This window comes from Shewanella polaris, from assembly GCF_006385555.1.
In the GTDB taxonomy this organism is placed as follows: Bacteria; Pseudomonadota; Gammaproteobacteria; order Enterobacterales; family Shewanellaceae; genus Shewanella; species Shewanella polaris.
Window position 1 is genome coordinate 2343601 of the sequence record NZ_CP041036.1, and the last position, 24873, is coordinate 2368473.

20 protein-coding genes and 3 tRNA genes are annotated in these 24873 nt (G+C 39.5%); 12 read left to right on the plus strand and 11 right to left on the minus strand.

Features of this window, described 5'->3' with window-relative positions; genetic code table 11:
* Positions 1–139: 139 nt before the first annotated feature.
* Positions 140–343, minus strand: coding sequence for a hypothetical protein (locus tag FH971_RS10220; protein ID WP_140234231.1), 204 nt, complete (start codon positions 341–343; stop codon positions 140–142).
* Between the two features lie 433 nt (positions 344–776).
* Between FH971_RS10220 and betI the strand changes: the two genes are divergently transcribed.
* The 6 genes from betI (at position 777) to FH971_RS10250 (ending at position 7340) form a co-directional block, all read left to right on the plus strand.
* Positions 777–1373 carry a transcriptional regulator BetI gene (gene betI / locus FH971_RS10225; RefSeq protein ID WP_137227074.1) on the plus strand — a complete coding sequence of 199 codons (597 nt, stop codon included), beginning with the start codon at positions 777–779 and terminating at the stop codon, positions 1371–1373.
* Entirely contained in the window at positions 1373–2839 is a 1467-nt protein-coding gene (betB, locus tag FH971_RS10230; protein ID WP_140234232.1) for a betaine-aldehyde dehydrogenase, read from the plus strand. The genes betI and betB overlap by 1 nt, the downstream gene beginning before the upstream one ends.
* A 26-nt stretch (positions 2840–2865) precedes the next feature.
* The gene (gene betA / locus FH971_RS10235) at positions 2866–4548 is read left to right on the plus strand and encodes a choline dehydrogenase (RefSeq protein ID WP_140235561.1); all 1683 of its coding nucleotides are present in this window, start codon (positions 2866–2868) and stop codon (positions 4546–4548) included.
* A gap of 230 nt (positions 4549–4778) precedes the next feature.
* Complete coding sequence (locus FH971_RS10240) at positions 4779–5996, plus strand: BCCT family transporter (protein WP_137227072.1); 1218 nt, start codon at positions 4779–4781, stop codon at positions 5994–5996.
* A 27-nt stretch (positions 5997–6023) separates the two neighbouring features.
* Positions 6024–6731, plus strand: a complete 708-nt coding sequence (locus FH971_RS10245) for a TorF family putative porin (RefSeq protein WP_140235562.1) — start codon at positions 6024–6026, stop codon at positions 6729–6731.
* 123 nt (positions 6732–6854) lie between these two features.
* Positions 6855–7340, plus strand: coding sequence for a MarR family winged helix-turn-helix transcriptional regulator (locus tag FH971_RS10250; protein WP_137227071.1), 486 nt, complete (start codon positions 6855–6857; stop codon positions 7338–7340).
* 547 nt (positions 7341–7887) lie between these two features.
* On the opposite strand, the gene FH971_RS10255 is transcribed toward FH971_RS10250, so the two are convergent.
* The 4 genes from FH971_RS10255 to FH971_RS10270 form a co-directional block, all read right to left on the minus strand.
* A tRNA-Leu gene (locus FH971_RS10255) sits at positions 7888–7973 on the minus strand.
* A 49-nt stretch (positions 7974–8022) separates the two neighbouring features.
* Positions 8023–8096: transfer RNA gene (locus tag FH971_RS10260), tRNA-Cys, on the minus strand.
* Between the two features lie 42 nt (positions 8097–8138).
* A tRNA-Gly gene (locus FH971_RS10265) sits at positions 8139–8214 on the minus strand.
* Between the two features lie 336 nt (positions 8215–8550).
* On the minus strand, positions 8551–9987 hold the full coding sequence (locus tag FH971_RS10270) for a glyceraldehyde-3-phosphate dehydrogenase (RefSeq protein WP_140234233.1): 1437 nt from the start codon (positions 9985–9987) through the stop codon (positions 8551–8553).
* A 202-nt stretch (positions 9988–10189) separates the two neighbouring features.
* Between FH971_RS10270 and FH971_RS10275 the strand changes: the two genes are divergently transcribed.
* The 3 genes from FH971_RS10275 (at position 10190) to FH971_RS10285 (ending at position 14604) form a co-directional block, all read left to right on the plus strand.
* The gene (locus FH971_RS10275; protein ID WP_140234234.1) at positions 10190–11020 is read left to right on the plus strand and encodes a DUF2989 domain-containing protein; all 831 of its coding nucleotides are present in this window, start codon (positions 10190–10192) and stop codon (positions 11018–11020) included.
* Between the two features lie 230 nt (positions 11021–11250).
* A complete protein-coding gene (gene gap / locus FH971_RS10280) occupies positions 11251–12261 on the plus strand; it encodes a type I glyceraldehyde-3-phosphate dehydrogenase (protein WP_140234235.1) in 1011 nt (336 codons plus the stop codon).
* Between the two features lie 426 nt (positions 12262–12687).
* On the plus strand, positions 12688–14604 hold the full coding sequence (locus tag FH971_RS10285; RefSeq protein WP_140234236.1) for a methyl-accepting chemotaxis protein: 1917 nt from the start codon (positions 12688–12690) through the stop codon (positions 14602–14604).
* A gap of 255 nt (positions 14605–14859) precedes the next feature.
* Here FH971_RS10285 and nadA read toward each other — a convergent pair whose 3' ends face one another.
* The 5 genes from nadA to astE form a co-directional block, all read right to left on the minus strand.
* Positions 14860–15927: a quinolinate synthase NadA gene (nadA, locus tag FH971_RS10290; protein WP_140234237.1), complete on the minus strand. Its 1068-nt coding sequence runs from the start codon at positions 15925–15927 to the stop codon at positions 14860–14862.
* Between the two features lie 102 nt (positions 15928–16029).
* On the minus strand, positions 16030–17622 hold the full coding sequence (locus FH971_RS10295) for a dihydrolipoyllysine-residue acetyltransferase (RefSeq protein WP_140234238.1): 1593 nt from the start codon (positions 17620–17622) through the stop codon (positions 16030–16032).
* A 9-nt stretch (positions 17623–17631) separates the two neighbouring features.
* A complete protein-coding gene (locus FH971_RS10300) occupies positions 17632–18609 on the minus strand; it encodes an alpha-ketoacid dehydrogenase subunit beta (protein ID WP_137227066.1) in 978 nt (325 codons plus the stop codon).
* A 2-nt stretch (positions 18610–18611) separates the two neighbouring features.
* Complete coding sequence (locus tag FH971_RS10305; RefSeq protein ID WP_137227065.1) at positions 18612–19790, minus strand: thiamine pyrophosphate-dependent dehydrogenase E1 component subunit alpha; 1179 nt, start codon at positions 19788–19790, stop codon at positions 18612–18614.
* 156 nt (positions 19791–19946) lie between these two features.
* Positions 19947–20978, minus strand: a complete 1032-nt coding sequence (astE, locus tag FH971_RS10310) for a succinylglutamate desuccinylase (protein WP_140234239.1) — start codon at positions 20976–20978, stop codon at positions 19947–19949.
* Positions 20979–21214: 236 nt separating this feature from the next.
* On the opposite strand from astE, the gene msrA reads away from it, so the two are divergent.
* A complete protein-coding gene (gene msrA / locus FH971_RS10315) occupies positions 21215–21694 on the plus strand; it encodes a peptide-methionine (S)-S-oxide reductase MsrA (protein ID WP_140234240.1) in 480 nt (159 codons plus the stop codon).
* A gap of 201 nt (positions 21695–21895) precedes the next feature.
* Positions 21896–22849, plus strand: coding sequence for a thioredoxin-disulfide reductase (gene trxB / locus FH971_RS10320; protein WP_137227062.1), 954 nt, complete (start codon positions 21896–21898; stop codon positions 22847–22849).
* 88 nt (positions 22850–22937) lie between these two features.
* Here trxB and FH971_RS10325 read toward each other — a convergent pair whose 3' ends face one another.
* A complete protein-coding gene (locus tag FH971_RS10325; RefSeq protein WP_140234241.1) occupies positions 22938–23498 on the minus strand; it encodes a GNAT family N-acetyltransferase in 561 nt (186 codons plus the stop codon).
* Positions 23499–23684: 186 nt separating this feature from the next.
* Between FH971_RS10325 and FH971_RS10330 the strand changes: the two genes are divergently transcribed.
* A complete protein-coding gene (locus FH971_RS10330) occupies positions 23685–24872 on the plus strand; it encodes an efflux RND transporter periplasmic adaptor subunit (RefSeq protein WP_140234242.1) in 1188 nt (395 codons plus the stop codon).
* Position 24873: the final 1 nt, after the last annotated feature.

Genomic DNA, 24873 nt, shown 5'->3' on the forward strand with positions numbered 1-24873 from the left:
AAATGTCATTGGCTAATTTGTCGCGGTGTAAGCATTAATTAAGATAATAAAACAAAATGCCAGTCAGTTACCTGATTGGCATTTTTTGTTTCACACTAAAACAATCAGTAATGTCATGCTAAGGGATTAACGATCATGACTAGATACGAATAAAATATGGAATTGCAATTAAGATGACACCTATGATCAATAAACTGGTGACACTGGCAACAAAATAGGGAAATATAATTAACGCCATTCCAATACACGAAGGGACAATTGCACGTTGCCGTTTACCAAACACAAAATAACCCATGCCAATAGCACCAAATAATACACTCCACATAATCATAGCTGCATCCATCTATGTCCCTCTTTACCTGTCATCTGATTAGTAGATCATTGTCAACTTTGGAACTTGTTCAGTCAATCATCTAAGCATAAAAACTCGACACATCAACAGATGTCACAAGCATAACAATATAGGATAACTCGACTTAAAATCTGTACAAATAATCGACTAACCACTTAAAATAAAACCAAAAATAACTGTAGCTATAATTATTACAGGTAAAATCTTTTATTTTAAACAAGATATTGCCACGTTATTGGCAATACAGATATAAACTATATTAACAGCATGTTACAGGTAATCTCTCGATTAACATCTCATCTAACACACTTAGATATGTGATCTAAATCAACATATTTCTTGATAGTTACAGCACTAATCATTAGTATCGTTATTAATTGAGCGTTCAATTAACAACTCTTAAGACTGATAACAGGACCCCTTTATGTCAAGACCTATAATGAAAAACGTCAGACAACAACAGCTGATAGATGCCACGTTAATGTCTGTCGAACGTCATGGGTTACAGAACACCACAATTAATACCATTAGTGGATTAGCTGGAATGTCATCAGGAATTATTAGCCACTATTTTGGTGGTAAACAAGGGTTAATTGAAGCCACGCAGAAATTCTTATTAGAAGAATTGAAGCAAGCATTACTGACGAGAACGTCAGGCAAAACATTAACCCCATTTGAACGGCTTTCAATGATTGTGGAAGCAAACTTTACTGAATTACAACGCTCAACTGCCGCAACAAAAACATGGTTAAGCTTCTGGTCTCAAGCGATGCACGATCCTGGATTAGCAAGACTACAAAATATTAATAGTCAGCGGTTATACAGCAACCTGCTTTTTTCATTTAAACAATTATTACCCAAAATCGACGCTATCAATGCCGCTAAACAAACGGCAGCAATGATTGATGGTTTTTGGTTACGCAGTGCGCTGAGTACCAACCCTAATGAAGATTTTAAACAAGCCCAAATTTTATCTAAAGCCTTTATCAAGGCTGTGATCGTGCAAAACGGAGTTCATTAATGTCGTCAAAAGTTATTTATCAAAATTATGTTCATGGCAAATACCTAGCAAATGGTACTGGTGAGACATTTGAAGTGATCAACCCTGCTACTGGAAATGTGAGTTATTTAGTTGAAGTAGCAACTGAATCGGTACAGCAAGCTGCAATTGAAAGTGCTAAAACAGGATTTGCTATTTGGTCTGCAATGATGCCGATAGAACGTAGCCGTATTTTACTTAAAGCCGTTGCCCTACTTCGTGAACAAAATGATGACCTTGCTGCAGGTGAAGTCTTAGATACTGGTAAACCATGGCAAGAAGCCTCGGTTGTCGATATTGTTACTGGCGCCGACTCTATTGAGTTTTTTGCTGGACTAGCACCAAGTATTGAAGGTAATCAACAGCCTGTAGGCGCGGACTTTTATTATACTCGCCGAGAACCATTAGGTATTTGTGCTGGTATTGGCGCATGGAACTACCCGTTACAAATTGCTTGTTGGAAAGCAGCCCCTGCACTTGCTTGCGGCAACGTAATGATTTTTAAACCTTCAGAAGAAACACCTCGTGGTGCAATGCGTTTAGCTGAAATATTCACTCAGGCCGGTGTACCAGATGGCGTCTTTAACGTAGTTCAAGGTGACGGTAGAGTTGGCGCATGGTTAACCACCAATGAAGATATCGCTAAAGTGTCATTTACTGGCGAAGTCGGTACAGGTAAAAAAGTGATGGCCGCTGCTGCAGGTTCACTTAAAGAAGTGACTATGGAGTTGGGCGGAAAATCGCCATTGATTATCTTTAACGATGCCGACGTAGAAAATGCAGTGTCAGCAGCAATGTTAGCTAATTTCTATACTCAAGGTGAAGTGTGTACCAACGGTACTCGCGTGTTTGTACAACAAGATATTTATCCACGCTTTATCCAACGCTTAAAAGAACGTACTGAGCAAAACATAGTTTGTGGCGATCCAATGCACCCTGACACCAATTTTGGTGCATTAATTTCACGTGACCATCAACAAAAAGTACTCGACTACATTGAAATCGGTAAAAAAGAAGGTGCCACCTTATTAACAGGCGGGACAGCATTAACACCTGACAATGCACCGAATGGTTTCTTTGTTGCTCCTACGGTATTTATCGATTGCACTGATGAGATGACGATTTCGAAAGAAGAAATATTTGGCCCAGTGATGTCTGTCTTTACCTTTACAGATGAAGATGAAGTTATTGAACGTGCCAATAGTACTCACCTAGGTTTAGCGGCGGGTGTATTTACTCAAGACATTACCCGCGCACATCGAGTTATTCATCAAATGCAAGCGGGTATTTGCTGGATAAATGCTTATGGTGCCTCTCCTGCAGAAATGCCGGTTGGTGGTTACAAGATGTCTGGTATTGGTCGTGAAAATGGCTCAGAAACATTAAAAGCATACACGCAAATCAAAGCGGTTTACGTTGGCATGCAGTCACTTGAAAGCCCATTTTAGGAGTGACCCAATTAATGTCTAAGCAAATGTCTCATGAATACGATTATATTATTGTTGGTGCCGGTAGCGCAGGTTGTGTATTAGCCAACCGCTTAACGGAAAACCCAGATAATAAAGTATTAATACTTGAAACGGGTGGAAGCGACAAGAGCATTTTTATTCAAATGCCTACCGCACTATCAATTCCAATGAATACTAAAAAGTATGCTTGGCAGTTTGAAACGCAGGCCGAACCACATTTAGATAATCGTCGTATGCATTGCCCTCGCGGTAAGGTATTAGGCGGCTCATCATCAATTAATGGCATGGTTTACGTGCGTGGTCATGCTCGCGATTTTGACGAATGGCAACAACAAGGCGCAAAAAATTGGGATTACGCTAATTGTCTTCCTTATTTTAAAAAAGCAGAAACCTGGTATCTGGGCGGTAATGAGTATCGAGGCGACCAAGGACCATTAGCGGTAAATAACGGCAATGAAATGAAAAACCCGTTGTATCAAGCTTTTGTTGATGCTGGTGTCGATGCAGGCTACTTAGCCACAGATGATTACAATGCCAGTCAGCAAGAAGGCTTTGGCCCAATGCACATGACAGTTAAAAATGGCGTGCGTTGGTCCACAGCTAATGCCTATCTTCGCCCAGCCATGAAACGTCCTAATCTAACGGTAGTAACCCACGCTTTAGTGCACAAGGTTATCATGCAGGGTAAAACGGCTGTCGGCGTGCGTTACGAACGCAAAGGTGAGTTAATTGATGTTAACTGCAATAAAGAAGTGATTTTATCAGCAGGTTCAATTGGTTCACCACATATTCTACAGCTGTCGGGTATAGGTGAAGCAACAACGTTGGCAACCGCAGGTATTGAGCAAGTACATCAATTACCCGGTGTCGGTCAGAATCTGCAAGACCATTTAGAGTTTTATTTCCAATTTAAATGCTTAAAGCCGATTTCGCTGAATGGTAAAATTGATCCATTAAACAAATTGTTTATTGGCGCTCGCTGGATTTTAAATAAATCAGGTTTGGGCGCAACTAACCATTTTGAATCGTGTGGATTTATCCGTTCAAAGGCCGGTTTAGAGTGGCCTGATCTGCAGTATCACTTTCTACCTGCCGCAATGCGTTACGACGGTAAAGAAGCATTTGCTGGCCATGGTTTCCAAGTTCATATTGGCCACAATAAACCTAAAAGCCGTGGCGCCGTAACTGTCGTATCAAATGATCCTAAGATAGCGCCTCAAATTCAGTTCAATTATTTATCGCACCAAGATGATATTGAAGGTTTTAGAGCTTGTGTTCGTCTCACCCGTGAAATTATTAATCAACCGGGTTTAGATGACTATCGTGGTGAAGAAATTCAACCTGGCCTAGCAATACAAACTGATGAGGAAATTGACCGCTTTGTCAGAAGCACAGTAGAAAGTGCTTACCATCCTTCTTGTTCTTGCAAAATGGGCGAAGATGAAATGGCTGTAGTTGATTCTGAAACCAAGGTTCACGGTATTAATGGATTACGAGTGGTTGACTCGTCTATTTTCCCGACTATTCCTAATGGTAATTTGAATTCACCTACCATTATGGTCGCCGAACGCGCTGCCGATATTATTCTGGGTAACGAAACACTAGAACCCAATATGGCAAAAGTGACTATTGCCGAGCAATGGCAAACAACACAACGATTGCAAACACCCAAAAGACAAATTGATTAATAGGTATTAGTCGATGTGTATCAACACACATCGACAATAGGTTGATGACCAACCTTCATTCAGTAAATGGCCAATATAGCTAAGTTCAATCTATCAGGGTTTAACTATCGTCAACACGATACTTAAGGCCTGAGGGCGTACTGCCTTTAAAAATTGTTCTATGGCATTAAATAGCATAAACAAGGAATTAACATCATGTTTTTACACACTATTAGTTCAGGAGTTCAATAATGGCTACCTGGTTATCAATCGGCATTTTATTTACATTTGTCGCTATCGCATTTGTTATTTATCGTTGGGGTAACATGCAATGTATTGGTGTCACACCCGTGCATAGATTTACTTTTATTGCCATTTTGTTCACTTCTGGACTTGATGTTGGCTTAATCATGTTTCCATTAACAGAGTTCGCTGGATATGCCGATTTGGTAGCAAGTCCAGAATATGGATTTAGTAATCCATTGGCGATTGAATTTGGTTTTTGGGCCTGCTTAATTTGGGCTTTTTACTTTTTAACCTGCTTCTACTTTTGTGTCATTGAACCAAGAGTTAAGTATTTTGAAATTCCATTAATTAAGTTTATTAATAACGTGGTTATTATTGGTACTTGTGCCTTTACCGCTTATTTATTACTCACTAATTTACCTTGGTATTTACCAGAATTAGGTGATGGCGAATCCGTTGTTAGCAGTTTCTATTTAATTGTATTTTTGGTGATTGCCGCAGCCGTGTATTCAAGTACCAGTATTCGATATGTTCGCTACCTTAGCTTAGGCAGTACGTGGTTGTTCCTAGGATTAATCGCCATTATGTGGTCAGGCGCATTTTTATCCGATAACTCTAGTGTTGGTGAGTTTTTTACAACCTTTGCATTAATTGGCGACTACTTCGAAAATATTAATAACTTTGTGTTACCTATTAATGATTACCATGAGTTTTACTTATTTTGGTGGTTTGCATGGAGCATTATGATAGGCCAATTTACCGCACGTTTTGTGGGTGGTATGAAAACCTATCAAGTACTAATTGCTATGATGGTGTTCCCTTCAATTCCAATCGCTATTTGGTTCACGGTTCTGTACTACTACAGCTTAAACGGCATTGATACCACTGGCTTCTATAACCTTGCCATGGTGATTGTTGGTATTACATTTGTAATTAACTCGCTGGACTCACTAGTGCGTTTATACACAGATAATTTAGATATAACCGTAAAACGTTTTGGCAAAACTAAATACATCATAGGTAATATTGTTTTATTGAGTGCATTAACGATGCTCTTTAAACTAGATTTCTTACAAATTCAGTGGGTTGGCGCATTAGCTATCGCCCTAATAATAAGTTGTTTCGTTTACATATTAAAATCGCATTTCCATACTGTGAGCGACATAGAGCGTTCACCAAAAGAAAATAAAATCGATTTTACTAAAATCGAATTAGCAGACTAAAAAACAATAATGACTCAAGGAATAATGATGAATACCACAGTAAAAAAATTAGCATTACTCAGCTTATTTGCTTTACCGACGACAGTAATGGCAGGTGAATTAAGCACCACGATTAATGCCACTTCTGACTATACCTTTAATGGGGTTAGCCAAACGGATAATGATCCTGCATTACAAGCCAGCCTTGACTATGCTGTTGATAATGGTTGGTATGTAGGTGCTTGGGCATCTAATGTTGATTTTGGTAGTGCTGATGATACTTGGTTAGAACTTGATTTTTACGCAGGTAAATATATTGAGCTAACAGACAGAGTTTCTGTCGATGTGGGTATCGCGTATTATACTTATCATGGTGATGATGCCTCAGATGACTATTACTACCCTGAGATATACTCCAAGTTTGGTTATGCTTCTTCGCTTGGTCAAAGTGAATTAAATTTTTGGTATTCATGGGACTACTTTGGTCTTGATGCTGACCATTACATCATGATGGTTGCTCACACTTTTGCTATTGCTGAAGGTCACGATATTCGTGTTAGCGTTGACCGTTCAACATCAGAAGATAAGAACAAGTGGAACTGGGACGGCGATAAGTCTTACAACCATTACCGTGCTGAATATATGACGAGCTGGGAAGGTTTTGACTTTAACCTAGCCGTTGAAGATACCAGCATGGACTTAGATACTAGTGATACTCGAGCAGTATTATCAGTGTCGCGAACGTTCAGTTTGTAAGCTACAATTGTCGATAAAATCACTAAACAGAATAATGTTATCAACATTATTCTGTTTTTTTTATATTCGACATGAGTCAGAAGCTGATTTCTGTTATGGTGCGTGGTGAATTATGAGGGGATTATGGAAAAATACGAGCAACTATTAATATCATTGCGTCGGGTCATTAGAGCCATTGATATACACTCGCGCCAATTAAATAAATTATCAGGTCTTACTGGACCGCAATTAATGGTTATACAGAAAATTGATCAACTTGACGCGCCACTGGCTAAACAAATAGCACAAGAGATTAATTTAAGTGCGGCAACTGTAACGACTATTATTGATCGACTCGAAAATCGCAATATGGTGATTAGAACTCGCAGTGAAACCGACAAACGTAAAGTTCACCTATCATTAAGTGACGCTGGTAAAACATTATTAAATAGCGCACCTAAACCACTACAAGAGCATTTTATTATGCGTTATCAAAATCTTGAAGAGTGGGAGCAAAGTCAACTATTGTCTGCCGTTGAACGGATTGCCACTATGATGGATGCTGATGAAATTGATGCTGCACCGGTTTTACTAGTAGGTCAAATCCAAGTTGAAGATCAATCTCAATAACTCCCCTTCTATATTCATAACGTGATGAGTAAAATTTATCCTACTCTCACGTTATGTTTCATTCTCAATCAAGCCTGTCTTCACTCAACTGTTATTATGAGTTCAGTTCAACGACCTATCTGCACCCTTTCAGTCCTATAAAGCTCAAAAATTCAATGACGTATAATATTCTACTTAATACTGGATAACTCTTAATAATAAAAAGTGATATGCCTTATATACTATATGAGTGGTAAAGGTTAAATCTTAATCTAATTCACAAATTACAAGCGTAAAAAAGCCCCAACTGATGTTGAGGCTTTTTTATACCATTCTTCATTACAAAGAGTTACGTATGTAATTTCTTACTATAAATAATGGTACCCGAGGCCGGAGTTACGCCTGCACGCCTGATATTCAACAAGAGCGCGAGGGATTTAAAATCTTTCAATCGAATTCACAAATTACTGACGTAAACTGACGTAAAAAAACCCCAACTAATGTTGAGGCTTTTTTATACCATTCTTCATTACAAAGAGTTACGTATGTAATTTCTTACTATAAATAATGGTACCCGAGGCCGGACTTGAACCGGCACGCTTATTCAGCGAGGGATTTTAAATCCCTTGTGTCTACCGATTCCACCACTCGGGCAAAGTGTTGTTTTAACCGTTACTAAATGTAACCATCAAAAGCAATTTTGTGGAGGCGCGACCCGGAGTCGAACCGAGATCGACGGATTTGCAATCCGTAGCATAGCCATTCTGCCATCGCGCCATGCTTTAACCAAATTCTAGTCTATCGGATAAGATAAGAAATTGGAGCGACATATCGGGTTCGAACCGATGACCTATACCTTGGCAAGGTATCGCTCTACCAACTGAGCTAATGTCGCGTTTTCAATCGTTTTAATGCTTTATTAAATCTGCAGAAAAGGGATTCCCTTGACTGCGGAATGGAATTCTACCGATTTAGCCCCGATAGTCAATCAATAAAGCCAGGATTTTAACAACAAAATAGCTGTTTGGTGCATAAATAAGCACTAGGATGCATTTTTAACAATTTTGGATTAAATGTATACGACAAACTACGAGGAAAAATTAAATGATGCTTAAATGAATAGCTAAACTTATGTCATTAACCAATAAAAAAGCATCTCAAAAGAGATGCTTTTCGTATATAGCTAGACAATAAACCGAATCATTAAGTTCACATGTCTGGAATGAGCAGATTAACTGTTAGGCAAAGATAATGTAGTTAACCCAAGCATTTTTTGCATAACGCCTACAACCTGACAGCTATAACCAAATTCATTGTCATACCATACATATAAAATAGCGCGTTTACCGTCGGCAATAGTTGCCTGTGAATCAACTACTCCAGCATAACGCGAACCAACTAGGTCACTAGATACAATTTCTGTTGACTCCGTAAAGTCGATTTGATTTTGTAATCCGGACTGTAATGCCACGTCTTTTAAGTATTCATTTAGCTCATCACGATTCGTTTCAGTTTGTAAATTAACACTAATAATTGCCATAGAAACGTTAGGTGTAGGAACGCGAATAGCGTTGCCAGTTAACTTACCGGCTAATACTGGTAATGCCTTAGCAACAGCTTTAGCGGCACCTGTTTCGGTAATGACCATATTTAATGGTGCACTGCGACCACGACGATCAGCACTGTGATAGTTATCAATTAGGTTTTGATCATTAGTATAGGAATGAATGGTTTCAACGTGACCATTCTCAATACCATATTTGTCGTTAACCGCTTTCAATACTGGAGTAATTGCGTTGGTAGTACAACTCGCCGCAGATACGATAGTATCTTCATCCAGAATATCGTTTTCGTTAACACCGTATACGATATTTTTAATGGCGCCTTTAGCAGGTGCTGTTAATAATACTTTTGAAGCTCCTGGGCTTTTAAGATGTAAACCTAAACCTGCTTCATCTTTCCAAATACCAGTATTGTCAACAATTAACGCATCATTGATATCATACTGAGTGTAATCTACTTCATCTGGTGAATTTGAATAAATGATTTGAATATAAGTACCATTGGCAATAATGGCATTGTTTTCTTCATCCACTTCAACAGAACCATTAAAGGGACCATGTACTGAATCACGGCGTAATAAACTGGCGCGTTTTTCTAAATCGCCTTTTTTACCACCGCGTAATACAATGGCACGTAAACGTAATTTGTTGCTTTTACCAGTACGTTCAATTAACAAGCGCGCTAATAAGCGACCGATACGACCAAAGCCATAAAGAACAACATCACGGGCTGGAGTATCATCGCCATGATTAATTGCTTCAGACAATTCCTTGGCCATATAAGCTTCAATACCGCTAGCGTCTTTATTATCACGCCAGTAGTTAATCGCTAATTTACCAATATCCACTTTACAATGTTTAATGGCCAGTTTACTTAGCGCCACAACAAATGGGAAACTTTCACGAAGACGTAATTTTTCACCAACATGTCGACGAACTAAACGGTGTGACTTAATGATTTCGATGGTTGATGCGTTAAGCAGTGGTTTACCATACACCACAACTTCTATACCTTGATTACGATACAATTTGCCAAGCAATGGTTGCATTGCTTCAGCCATTTCGAAACGTTCTTGCCAGCTTTGTAAATGTTTATCTGCGCTCATGTAGGGATCCTTTATCTCACTTTTCTATTTTTTTCAGAAAGGTTTGAGTAACAAAAAAGAAAAGACCAATAATTTAGTATATTGTATAGGGATGTCCCCTTCTTGGTCGGCGACATTGTAATAAAATATTAGCCTTTTCGCCAGTAACTAATTTTCGGTAAATGTGTAATTTTATTAGACAATTTACCTATTGGAGTCGAATTTGAGCCGGAATTTTGTATTAATTACATCATTTACTATTTTTATGGCAATATTTGGCCTTTTTGGCTGTGATAATGACCGTAATAGCGACATCATTTGTAAAAATAATCCTGAACTTTGTGCCGATTTGCACAAAGATAGTTGGTGTCGGTTCGAAAAAGGCGATTTGATTCGACATCGTTATCAATTAAAGAAGGTAGATAAGCCAACAGGTAAGCAACTTTATAAACAGCTTATTTATCTTGAAACCTATAGTGATTGCATTCGACTTGCTGCTGGGGTTCAACATAAAGTGAATACTTATCGAACTCTTGATCGAGAACGTGCATTTGCTGTAAGCACACAAACACTTGCAGAGCTACAAGAGTCGACTAAAACTAACAATGAAGTGCATTTAGCCTTTTATCGTTGGATACGTTTCAATGACCAAGCCGGATTAGCGATTGTAGAAGATACCTATAAGCAAGGTATGCTCATCGATAACGAAATCATCACTCAGTTAGCAGCTTATTATGTGCGAGTATCACCTGAAGATGCCAAAATACTTTATTTACATTTGCTAGCAACAACAGAGCCGGAAAAAATCGATCCTAATTGGTTTTTAGCTTTAGCGTCTATTTATCGACAACAACAAGATGGACAAAAAGAATACCTGTTAACAAGGGCTAATTTACTGATAAGTGAGAATCAAGTTAATGAAAAGAAATTATTGGCTATCATTAGAGGAGATCGGACACTCGCATTAGTTTTAGACGGCCAAGCAGTTGAATTAGTATCCGCTGTTATGAGTAAACAATTTGCCAATAGCAAAAGTGAAGCATTATTGAAATAAATAACCGCCTTAGATTTTAGTGAGCGATTATAGTTTGAAGAACTTTATTTAAACTTACAAAACCGTGCTAAATTATCTAAAAAATAGGCTAAATGTAAAAATATTCCAAAATTATCAGCCTAATTTGGCATGTTAGGGTGATTTAACTTGATTATTATCGCCAATTTGGTAATTTTACAACTAGGCGAACTACATGCCACCAAATTATTTTTTAACTTGAGGGATATGAGATGACTATCCGTGTTGCAATTAACGGCTATGGCCGTATCGGTAGAAATATTTTACGTGCACTTTATGAAAGCGATAAAGATCTTCCAATCGAAATCGTAGCAGTAAACGACTTAGGTGATGCGGCAATTAATGCCCATTTAACCAAGTATGATACTGTTCACGGTCGTTTCAACGCTAAAGTTGATCACGATGATGAAGCTATCTATGTAAATGGTGACAAAATATTAACGTTCCAAGAACGTGACCCATCAAAATTACCATGGGCTGAGCTAAAAGTTGATGTTGTTTTTGAATGTACTGGTCTATTCACTTCTAAGGAAGCGGTAAAGCCACACCTTTCTGCTGGCGCTAAGAAAGTTATTATTTCTGCTCCTGGTAAAAATGTTGATGCTACGATCGTTTTTGGTGTAAATGAGAATGTATTAACTTCAGACATGACCGTAATTTCAGCAGCATCGTGTACGACTAACTGCTTAGCTCCTATTGCTAAGCCGTTGAATGATGAGCTTGGTATTGAGTCGGGTTTAATGACTACAATTCATTCTTATACAAATGATCAACGTTTATCTGATGTATATCATACAGATGTACGTCGTGCTCGCGCAGCAGCAATGTCTATGATCCCAACCAAGACGGGTGCAGCTGCTGCAGTAGGTTTGGTAGTTCCTGAGCTTCAAGGGAAGTTTGACGGCTTAGCGGTACGTGTCCCAACGATTAATGTGTCTTTGGTTGACTTAACTTTCTTAGCGTCTCGCGATACTACTATTGAAGAAGTTAATGCCATCATCACTCGTGCATCTTTAAAATCTCCAATGTCTGAAGTGTTAGCGATTAATTTAGAGCCGTTAGTCTCTGTCGACTTTAACCATAATCACTTCTCTTCTAATTTCGACGCAACACAAACGCGTGTTAATGGTCGTTTAGTGAAAGTCATGTCTTGGTATGACAACGAATGGGGTTTCAGTAACCGCATGTTAGACAACGCTGTTGCACTAATGAACGCTAAGTAATCTATAAGGTATTATATAATACTTTATTTAGAGCTAGTAGCTTAAGGGCCTCGCATTTATGCGGGGCTTTTTGTTACTTGTGGGAAAAGTAACTTTATCCCGTTTGTTGTGTCTGGTTATTATTAAATTAATTGCATGTTAACTTCTTTAAAAACCGAATATACGTATATGTAAGATGAATGCTTAGATATTCAGGTTTTCGCCATTAAAGTTCTCATCGGTTTTCGATATATCTACTTGTCGCACTAAAATGCAATTATTGTGAACAAATTCATAAATCGCTAACAAATATGGATTACTTTTTAATTAATCAATACATCTGAGCTATTGAACACGGATTTTATTACATTTGTTATTACTATTACATATCATAAAAACATTAATTATTACAAAATCATGTTTTTAAATATCTAAAAGGTACGAGATATGGTAAATAAATTTAACCTCAATATCGGCAATCGCATTATATTAGGCATCGCAGTCATATTGATTTTGGTCATGGGTACCGTTATTCCTTTCGTTCTTTCCCAATTCTCGTCCAATATCGATAGAGCAGAACAACGCGAATTACATAAATTGTACGAGACAGCTACCGCTGATATTGAATCTACGGGTAATATTGCTCAAGCACTGGCGACCATTATTGCCAGCAATACCGATATACAAAAGCTATTCAGTGAGCATAATCGAGAAGCGTTAGCAGAAAAAACCCTTCCATTATTTGAAACATTAAAAACTGATTATGCTGTACGCCAATTCCAATTCCATTTACCACCAGCAATTTCTTTTTTAAGGGTTCATAAGCCCGAGAAATTTGGTGATGATTTATCGTCATTTAGACAAACCGTCATCGTTACCAATAGAGACAAAAGACCCGTTAAAGGATTAGAAAATGGTGTTGCAGGTATCGGAATCCGCGGGATTATGCCTGTAAGTTATCAAAATAAACATATTGGTTCTGTTGAATTTGGTATGTCTTTCGGGCAGACATTTTTTGACAAATTTAAAAATGATTACAATGCTGATATAGCCCTATATACAAAGAAAAATGGTGAGTTCGAAGCATTTGGCTCAACAACAGAAGCTCATAGTTTTTCTAATAATGTACAGTTAGAGCAAGTATTTAATGGTGCAACACTGAGCAGTCAAACAGTGTTAAACAAAAAACCTTATGCGGTATATTTACATCAAGTTAAAGATTTTTCTGGTGAAGCTCTTGGTGTACTAGAAATAGCATTAGACCGCACACACAATGCTAATGCCATTAACGATGTTACCTTCACTATGATTGGTGTGGGTGTAATAGCATTAATATTGGGGATCACAATTGCTTGGGGAATTAGTAGAAGTATTACCACTCCAATTAACAATACTACCAATACAATGAACAATATTGCCGAAGGCGATGGGGACTTAACCCTTCGTTTAGCCGTTAACGGTAATGATGAAATTGCCGCCCTGTCTAAAGCCTTCAATCAATTTGCCACTAAGGTACATGGCACAATTACCCAAGTTATGTCCGCTACAAAGCGTCTTAATAACTCAGCTGAGCAGTTGACAGGGATCACCATTGAGACTCAAGCAGATGCAGTTATGCAACAACAAGAGACAGAGCAAGTTGCGACGGCTATGAATGAAATGAGCGCGACAGTTCAAGATGTTGCACAAAATGCCACAGAAGCTGCTGATGCAGCTCAAAAAGCGAATGAGGCCACAGAAGCCGGTAAACTCGTCGTTAGTGCAGTATCATCTGAGATTAATCAATTAGCATCTGAAATCAAAACTGCCACAGACGCAGTGTCAGATTTACAAAACCAAACTTCTGACATCGACAGTGTTCTGGAAGTGATTCGTAATATTTCGGACCAAACTAATTTGTTGGCATTGAATGCTGCAATTGAAGCCGCACGAGCGGGCGAACAAGGCCGAGGTTTTGCCGTGGTAGCAGATGAGGTTCGTACCCTAGCCAGTCGTACACAAGCTTCAACTCAAGATATTCAAGCTATGATAGAAAAATTGCAAAGTGGTGCAGCTAAAGCGGTCCAAGTGATGCAAGAGAGCAGCAAGGTAACCGACTCCTGTGTCGCTCAGGCAACTAATGCAGACCATGCCCTTGATGAAATTTTCGCAGCGGTAAACACCATTACGGAAATGAATATTCAAATTGCTAGTGCCGCAAATGAACAATGTGCAGTGTCAAATGAAATCAATAAAAACATTACCAATATCAACGACATTGTGATTAAGACTACTGAAGGAGCAATCCAAACAGCCAGTGCAAGTGAAGACCTTGCCGATCTGTCTAAGCAACTAAATACTTTAGTTGGGCAATTTAAAATTTAGTCACCACCAACTGATTACACACATCTGTAAATCAACAAAAAAACCAAGTTTACATAACTTGGTTTTTTTATTTATTCTAATAATAGAAAAATAACACTTAACTCAGTAATTAGTCTGTAAATAAACTGACTTATTGTTTTGTTTAAATAGTGACTAATAAAATAATAAAGTCTTACCATGATGTACAAACAGCTAACAAAAAAGCCGACATAAAGTCGGCTTTTTAATCTTTAATACAAACTCAACGCTATTCGTTTATGCGTTGCCCTTCACTTTCATGTTTAATTCTTTGGCAAAATCGAGCATACGTGTGAGTGGAATGAGCGCTTTGATACGCAGTGGTTCGTCAACAAAGATTTCATGTTGAGTTTTATCAGCATTGACCAATGATGCTTCAATCGCTTGCAAACCATTCAGGGCCATCCAAGGACAATGTGCACAGCTACTGCATGTGGCACCGTGCCCGCCAGTTGGTGCTGACAGTAACGTTTTGCCTGGAGCTTCTTGCTGCATTTTATAAAAAATACCGCGGTCGGTAGCGACAATGAAAGTGTCGTTAGGCATGTTATGTGCGGCTTTGATTAACTGACTGGTTGAACCTACAACATCAGCTAGTTCAACAACACTCGCGGGTGATTCTGGATGTACTAAAATCGCCGCTGTAGGATATTGTTTTTTAAGCTCTCGTAATCCTTTGGCTTGGAATTCATCATGTACAATACACTCACCCTGCCATAACAACATGTCAGCGCCGGTTTGTTTGTTGATATATGAACCTAAATGGCGATCAGGTGCCCAGATAATTTGTTTATCTTGGCTATCGAGATGCTCTACAATTTCTAAAGCAATACTTGAAGTGACTACCCAATCAGCACGAGCTTTCACAGCGGCTGAAGTATTGGCATATACCACAACAGTATGATCTGGATGCGCATCGCAAAATTCATTGAATTGCTCAATCGGACAACCTAAATCTAATGAACAGGTTGCTTCAAGTGTTGGCATTAAAATGGTTTTTTCAGGGCTTAATATTTTAGCGGTTTCGCCCATAAACTTGACCCCCGCGACAATTAATGTCTTTGCAGGGTGATCGCGACCAAAACGTGCCATTTCCAGAGAATCAGAAACACACCCCCCCGTCTCTTCAGCTAACGCTTGAATTTCAGGATCAGTATAATAATGGGCAACAAGTACCGCATTTTGATCAATCAATAACTGTTTAATACGTGCTTTATATTGTGCTTTTTCAGCGTCAGACAACACGGCAGGTTTTGGCGGAAACGAATACTCAATAGTTTCAATTTTAGGTGCCGACAGACTCATACAAGTTCCAATCGAATAACATTGTCCGAGTATTATACGAAAAACATTCTAAAAACAAAAGGACGCGTTAGCGTCCTTTTGGATAAGATAGATTAATCATCATTAACGCATGGCTAAAAGCATTTCTTGCGGTTGTTCTAGGTAGTGTTTCCACAGATTACAAAAACGGGCAATCGTACCACCGTCGATCACTCGATGATCGCCAGACCAACTTACTTGCATGATCTTACGTGCTTCAACTTCACCTTTAGCATTAAAACGTGGCAATATTTGTAACTTACCTAACGCAACAATCGCGACTTCGGGCTTGTTAATGATCGGCGTTGCCACCGTGCCACCTAGTGCACCAATATTAGAAATCGAAATAGTGCCATCTTTTAAATCAGCTGGCGATACCCGACCACTGCGTGCTGCGACGGTCAATCGGGTAATATCGGCTGCAATTTCTAAAATTGATTTATTCTGCACATCTTTAACATTTGGCACCAATAAACCGACTTTAGAGTCGACTGCCATACCAATATTATGACGTGACTTGTACGTTAACTCGGTACAATCGGTATTGGGTTGGCTGTTCAATATTGGGAATTCGGTAATGGCTAACGACATGGCCTTCATGAAGAATGGCATCATGGTGAGTTTTACTTCGTCAGTTGAATAACGTTGTTTCATGCTTTCACGCAAGGCAACCAGTTCTGTTAAATCAAACTCTTCACAATAAGTAAAATGAGGGATAGTCGTTACCGACTCAACCATCATTTTTGCCATAATGGCTTTCACACCTTTGATTGGTTCGACTCTATCAGCACTTGATTGACTAACAGTGGTTACTTCAGTCGCCGTAATGGCGGTTGAGGTTGTCACCGTTGGTGCTGTTGATACTGAAACTCCATTTTGTTGATGGCGTTCAATGTCCTCTTTGTAAACACGTCCATTTTTTCCAGTACCCACAACCATCGCAATATTAATATCGAGCACTCGTGCCATGCGGCGTACTGCAGGACTGGCTAATGCCTTACCTTGGGCGACTGGTTCAATGTTTTCTTGGGGCTGAGCAGTTTGAGCTTGAGTGGTAAGTTCAACGGTAACAGCTTGATCATGACTCTGAGCTTCTACTTCAATAGAAAATAATGGCGAGTGCACTTTTGCCAACTGGCCTTTACGGTAGTGCAATTTAACAATTTTACCGGCTTTCATTGCCGGAATTTGCACGAGTGCTTTATCAGTCATCACATCAGCAATAGGCTGGTCTTCAACCACTATATCGCCTTCTTCAACTAACCAATCAACCAATTCACATTCAACAATGCCTTCACCAATGTCTGGCAATAAAAATTCTTCTATGTTTGATTTATTGCTCGTTGGCACATCAATAGTATCAGTATGATGCACCGATGTGTCGTTAACCGGTGTCATGGCTGCTACTGGCGTTTCAGCAACGCTGTCAGTACCTTCACCTTCCATTTCTACTGCATACAATGGCTGATGAACAATGGCAATCTCGCCTTTCGCGTAATAAAGCTTGGTAATTTTTCCAGCATGGGGCGCCGGTATTTGAACTAACGCTTTATCTGTCATTACATCAGCAATGGGTTGATCTTCGGTAACAAAGTCGCCTTCGCTGACCAACCAATCAACCAATTCACACTCAACAACACCTTCGCCGATGTCGGGTAAAATAAAATCTTTAATCATATCTTATTCCTAATACGCCACAGTGGCCTTGATGGCTTCGAAGGTCTTTAACTCATCTGGCATGTATTCTTTTTCATGAATTAATGGATACGGAGTATCTAATCCACATACGCGGTTGATGGGTGATTCCAACGACAGAAAACATTCTTGTTGGATGGTAGCCGCAATTTCACCGGCAAAGCCACCCGTTAATGGTGCTTCATGGTTTATTAACAAGCGACCCGTTTTAGTCACGGATTTTGCAATAGTCTCGACATCCCAAGGAGATATGGTGCGTAAATCAATAATTTCACATGAAATACCTTCTTTTTCGGCACGTTCACAGGCTTTCTCAACCACTTCCATTTGCGCGCCCCAAGCCAATACCGTGATATCACTGCCCTGCTTGATGACTTGTGCTTTGCCTAACTCGATAATGTAGTCTCCAGCCGGAACTTCGCCAACAGAAGCTCTATACAAACGCTTAGGTTCAAAGAAAATAACTGGGTTAGGGTCGCGAATCGACGCCAACAACAAACCTTTAGCTTGTTCTGGGTTGCGCGGAATAACCACTTTTAAACCAGGCGTTTGCGTAAAATACGCTTCTGGTGATTGTGAGTGATAATGACCACCTGCGATACCACCTCCGTATGGCGTACGGAAGGTTAATCCTCCCACATCAAATTGATTACCACTGCGATAGCGAAATTTTGCTGTTTCATTGACGATTTGATCGAATGCCGGGAAAATATAATCGGCAAATTGAATTTCTGCCACGGCGGTCATGCCATATGATGCTAAACCATTAGCAAAACCGGCAATACCTTGTTCAGTTAATGGCGTATTAAAGCATCGATCACGACCGAACTGCTCTTGCAAGCCTGATGTAGCACGAAATACACCACCAAAGTGGCCAACATCTTCACCAAAAATCACCATGCGCTCGTCAGCAGTCATGGCTATTGATAACGCCTCATTGATGGCGTGTAACATATTCATTTGAGCCACGGTTAGAGTCTCCCTGCGCTTTTTGGATAGGCTTTTGGATACTTACTAATGTGTTCTTTCAATTCTTTCAGCTGTTTTCTTAACGCTGGAGTCGGCTTATCAAGCACATCTTCGATAATTTCGTCTAGTTTCGGTATCGGTAACTTTTCAGCCACTTTTACCGCGGCTAAAACCTCTTCGCGATAACGTTCAAATAATTTGGCTTCATCAGCTTCGGTCAGCCAATCTTTGTTCACCATCCACAATTTAAAGCGTTTTACTGGATCGTGTTGTTGCCATTTAGCCTCTTCTTCTTTTGAGCGATATCCCGATGGGTCGTCTGATGAAGAATGCGCCCCCAAACGATAAGTCATCGCTTCGATTAATACTGGTGCATTATGTTCTAGTGCATGAGCTCGAGCTTGTTGTGTGGCAGCTAACACCGCGAGCATGTCATTACCGTCAACACGGATAGTGTGCATCCCATAACCCACACCACGACTAGCAATACCGTTTCCGGCATATTGCTCTTCAGTAGGAGTAGAAATAGCATAACCATTGTTACGACAAAAAAAGATGGTTGGAGACTTAAGCACTGCAGCCATATTTAAACCGGCATGAAAATCACCTTCTGACGCAGCGCCTTCACCAAAATAACAAATGGCTACATTACGTTTGCCTTGTAACTTCATACCATAGGCAACACCTGTGGCTTGTGGAATTTGAGTGGCCAGTGGCGATGAAATGGTTTGGTAATTCAGTTCGCGACTGCCGTAATGAATCGGCATTTGACGACCTTTACCTAAATCTTTCTCGTTACTGAACATTTGATTCATAAATTGTTCAGTCGTAAAACCACGATAACGCAATGAGGCGTGCTCACGATATTGGGCCAAAATGACGTCGTCTTTATCAAGCGCTGCTGTGCTGCCAATAATTGAGGCTTCTTCACCAGTACAGGTCATGTAAAAACTAATTCGTCCTTGACGCTGCGCACCCAACATACGCTCGTCTAATACTCGTGTAAAAACACAAGTATCAAAGATTTTGTCGGCCAGAGCCTTATCGATTACTGGTAGAACCGCATTTTCATAAGTGGTGCCATCAGCTTGCAAAATACGCAAAATGGGGATGTGCAATGACGCTTTGTCTAAGAAGCTGACACGGTGCACTGTTTCATTGGTCAGTGGTGCGTTGCTCATATTATGCTCTTGTTATTGTTGAGCCCTGTTCAACATAAACATGGCTCTATTTATACTATGCGAGTAGACATTACGTTAACGTAAACTACCTATCAATACTTACTCTCACTGTAAACGTATTTTACTCACGATTAACATGTATATATTGCTTTACGACTATTCAATTTTCTCACTTAACGCTGGTACTAAACATAAAACAGTTCGCTGACCAATAGGCACATTTGCATTCGGAAATACGATTGCTTCTTGTGGGTGTTCAACTGTAATGGCATTACCGCCTTCTGTCGCTAACACTTCACCTTGACTAAAGGCACTGAAGTTTTCTACATCACCAGCAAAACTAAACTCAAAATCATCAAAGTGCTTATTAATAGAGCGCGATACTTTATATAAGTTCACCCTAGCGGCATCAAACGCTGGTACTTCTAGCACGATTTCAGTGATTAACTTTTCAAGCATAGTATGAGTTTGAATAAAACGACTCATATCGTTTTGGCCAAATGGCATCACTTTACCTAATTCAACGGTGAAAGCATCTGCTTGAAATTGCTCAGACGAATAATAACTGAACGTGGTCGTTGGCTCATGATGAAACAACATAGTATCAACGCCACATGCCGCCAAAAACATAATTTGCTCGCCACTGAAAGCACGACCTGGGCGGTATGGATAAATCGCGAACTTTTCATGCTTTGAGGCACGTATTGCGGTATGTAAGTCGTAATGAATACGTTGATTGTCGCTATTGGCATTGTAAAAGTCTGCCACGTATTGCTCTAACGCTTTGGCACGATGACGCTCTGGATGGCGTAAACCCTCGCCTTTAGAATGCGCGCCGCTAAATAAACGATTCATGTTTTCGTCAATAAAACGAGTTTTGTTGATAATAGCTGCTGGATTACCAATTAAAAATAAACAACGTTGTTTAGCGATAATTTTTTCGCTCAAAAGATCATGAATTAATTGATTACATATTTCTATTGGCGCGGTTTCGTTGCCGTGCACAGCACTTGATAACACTATGTCTTTAGTTGATGGGGTATTAGGAGTGAACACAATCACCCCAGTATCAAGCACATCCACGCGAGTGTGATTGCTTAAGATAAAATTGAAACTGCCGTCTATTTTGTCTGGATTAGCTAAAGTATAAGCTAGAAAATCATTATCTTTAATTGGATTAGATAACACTATCAACTCCTTGAATGCTTTATTTTATGGCATGATTAATCTTACTGTTGCGCTTCACTTAATCTTACAAATTTTGCATGCCTATTTTTATCAGCGGATTCTAGCATAAGCGACAATATTTTTAATGGAGGCATAAGTTAGATTTATTTATTAATAAAACATTACTTGCAAAAAAAACAAATATTGAACACAATTACGGCCATCTAGACTTCTATAATTTGTTTTAAGGGTTTGTCATGGCGTTAGCAACATTTGGTGCAGGTTGTTTTTGGGGTGTTGAGTATTTTTTCCGTGAAGTTAACGGTGTAATAAACGCTACATGTGGCTACATGGGCGGTAAAGATTCAGCTTTGACTTATAAAGAAGTGAAAACAGGAACCACTGGTCATGCCGAAGTTGTGCAAGTTGAATTTGATCCTGAAGTTATCGATTACAACGAGTTATTAGATGTTTTTTGGAAAAATCATAACCCAACCATGTTGAATATGCAGGGTGGCGACATTGGCACTCAATATCGCAGCACTATCTTTTTTCATGATAAACAGCAAAAAGCCCAAGCCGAAACATCTAAGCTAGCGTTAGCACGCAGTGGTAAATGGGGGCAACGTCATATTGTCACTGAAATTGTACCGATTCAAACATTCCACATTGCTGAGGAATATCATCAAAATTATCTTGAGAAGAATAATTTACCAACCTGTCACCTAGTTTACTAAGTTGGATTAATCCGTATCATTATTATGACAAATTTCCGTTTCAAGCTTGTTGATGCAACACATCTCTCAGCTTGAAGCGGATTATTTACACAATAGATAACCACAATCGATTTCCTACACTTAACTTCGCTTTACCCGCCGATGTAAATTCCATACAATCTCATCTATATTGCTTAAGGCAAGTTATTGGAGAACCAAATCATGAGTGAAGCTCGTCACGTTAACCTACTAATTTTAGGTTCTGGCCCTGCCGGCTATACCGCTGCTGTTTATGCTGCACGTGCAAATTTAAAGCCTGTAATGATCACAGGCATGCAGCAAGGTGGTCAATTAACCACAACAACTGAAGTCGAAAACTGGCCAGGTGATGCTGAAGACTTAACCGGTCCGGCATTAATGGAACGGATGCAAAAGCACGCTGAAAAGTTTGATACAGAAATTATTTTCGATCACATCAATGAAGTGAACTTAACTGAACGCCCTTTCCGTTTAAAAGGTGATAATGGCGAGTTTACTTGTGATGCACTCATTATTGCTACTGGTGCATCGGCTAAATATTTAGGCCTTCCATCTGAAGAAGCTTTTATGGGCCGTGGTGTGTCAGCCTGTGCAACCTGCGATGGTTTCTTTTATCGTAACCAAAAAGTGGCAGTGATTGGCGGTGGTAATACCGCTGTTGAAGAAGCGCTTTATTTAAGCAACATAGCTTCTGAAGTTCACTTAATCCACCGTCGCGATACTTTCCGTTCAGAAAAAATTCTGATCAATCGCCTAATGGACAAAGTGGCTAACGGTAATATCATTTTGCATCTTGACCAAACACTTGAAGAAGTGACTGGTAACGACATGGGTGTAACTGGTCTTAAGATGAAAAGTACTAAAGATGGTTCAGTAAGCGATCTTGAAGTAGCGGGTGTATTTGTGGCCATTGGTCACAGCCCAAATACGGGTATTTTTGCAGGCCAATTAGAAATGAATCACGGTTATCTAAAAGTAAACAGTGGCTTAGAAGGTAATGCAACTCAAACCAGCATTGAAGGTGTTTATGCCTGTGGAGACGTAATGGACCAACATTATCGTCAAGCGATTACTTCTGCAGGTACTGGTTGTATGGCGGCATTAGATGCCGAACGTTATCTAGACGCTCAAAAATAATCACCCCGCTAACGCGAGACAAAAGAGAGCAGTTTATCTGCTCTTTTTTATTGTCCGACAGATATTTTAAGGGAGTATGCACTAACCATTAAACTGCTTTTTGATAAAACACCGCTTCGGTATCGCCAAGTGGATCTTTGTGAATACTTTTATGTTGAAAAGTCATGCCAAGTTTTCTCATAATAGCGATCGATGCTAAGTTATCTTCTACCGCCAGTGCACTAATATGAGTGACTTCATCTATCGCACTCACTACCTCCATCACCGCTTGAGCGGCTTCTGTTGCATAGCCTTTTCCCCAACTCACATATTTGAAACGCCAACCTAATTCAAGATCATGCTGTTGTATATCGGTAAAAAAATGCATAGGTCTAACTAACACCCAACCTAAATACTGGCCACTTAATCCGTGTTTATCATTTTCAATACAATTGAGTGCATGAACTTTCCATAATCCCCAGCCTTTATCTGGATTTAAATATTGAGCCAATCGAGGGATCATCACCGTATCTATCTGTTGTTGAGTCGTTTTGTTGCCACCATTTAAAAAGTGCATTACCCGTTCGTCTTGGTCTAGTTCAAATAATAATGCGCTGTCATCAAGAGTCATTAATGATAACTGTAATCTAGTGGTGTTGTTTATGTGCACAATAATATCCCTGTAATTTTAAATGCAATTTACTCACATATCTTTGACACACAAGTTTACACAATGAAACAACAAAAAATAAACATTTCGATTAACATATAAAGTAGAAATAAGACTATTAGCTTTGGTATGGCTATCGTCAAATAAATTTATTGCAAAGATAAAGCATTATTAAGAGGAAGGATTGTGGCTACTAAAAAGCAAATCATATTACCCATCATAGTATTAGGCATTGGTATAGCCGGTTTAGTTGGGATAGCTGCATTAAAAAAGCCCCCTGAAGAAAAGCCCCCACTTGATACCACACCATTAGTGTCTGTTGAAACAATAGAATATAAACCCATGACCTTTTCGGTAAGCTCATACGGTGTAGTTGCAGCCAAATATGATACTGAACTTGTTTCGCAAGTTAGCGGTGAAATCATTTATTTAGCCGATAAATTCGTTAAAGGCGGTTTTGTCAAAAAAGGCGAGATATTGGCTAAGATTGATCCAAGTGATTATGACGCAGGATTATTAGATGCACAGGCTAATCTTGCCTCATCAAAAGCCACTATGGTTCAAGAACGTGCTAATGCAGAAGTTGCTATTCGTGAATGGGCAGAAATAACCAGCAGTAAACCAACAGATCTTAGTTTACGTAAACCGCAATTGGCACAAGAATTAGCAAAGTTAAAAAGTGCCGAAGCGGGTTTACTTCGTGCGCAACGTGATCTGGAACGCACCATTATCCGCGCCCCGTATGATGCACTTATTTCCAGCCGTGAAATTGGCTTAGGTGCATACGTCACCACAGGCAGCAAACTTGGCCACGTTTACAATACAGATACAGCAGAAATTCGTTTGCCTTTAGCTGACAAAGAAATGCAATACCTAGATCGAAAAGGCACCCATGCAGAAGTGCGTTTAGTCGGTAACTTTGCTGGCAGTAAACAACAATGGATCGGTAAAATAGTCCGCAGTGAAGGGGTGGTTGACAGTAAAAGTCGAATGACTTATCTGGTTGCTGAAGTTGATGATCCATACGGACTTAACAGCGATAAAAACGAATTACGTTTTGGCACTTATGTAACCGCTCATGTTGAAGGCAATGATGCTGGTAAAGTGGCCATTATTCCACGTCATTTAATCGTCAATGGCTTAGTCGCTGTTATGGATAACGATAAAACATTACGTTATAAACCGGTGACCATTATTCGCCAACAAGGTGCTGACGTAGTTATTTCTGATGGATTAGCATCAGGAACACAAGTGATTACATCTGCACTTGATTATCCAATGGAAGGCATGAAGCTGGCTCTGCCAGAAGATAAAATCCAACAAGAAGAGTCACTAGAAACCAAACAGACTGAACTTGCAATGGAAGGTGAGTAAA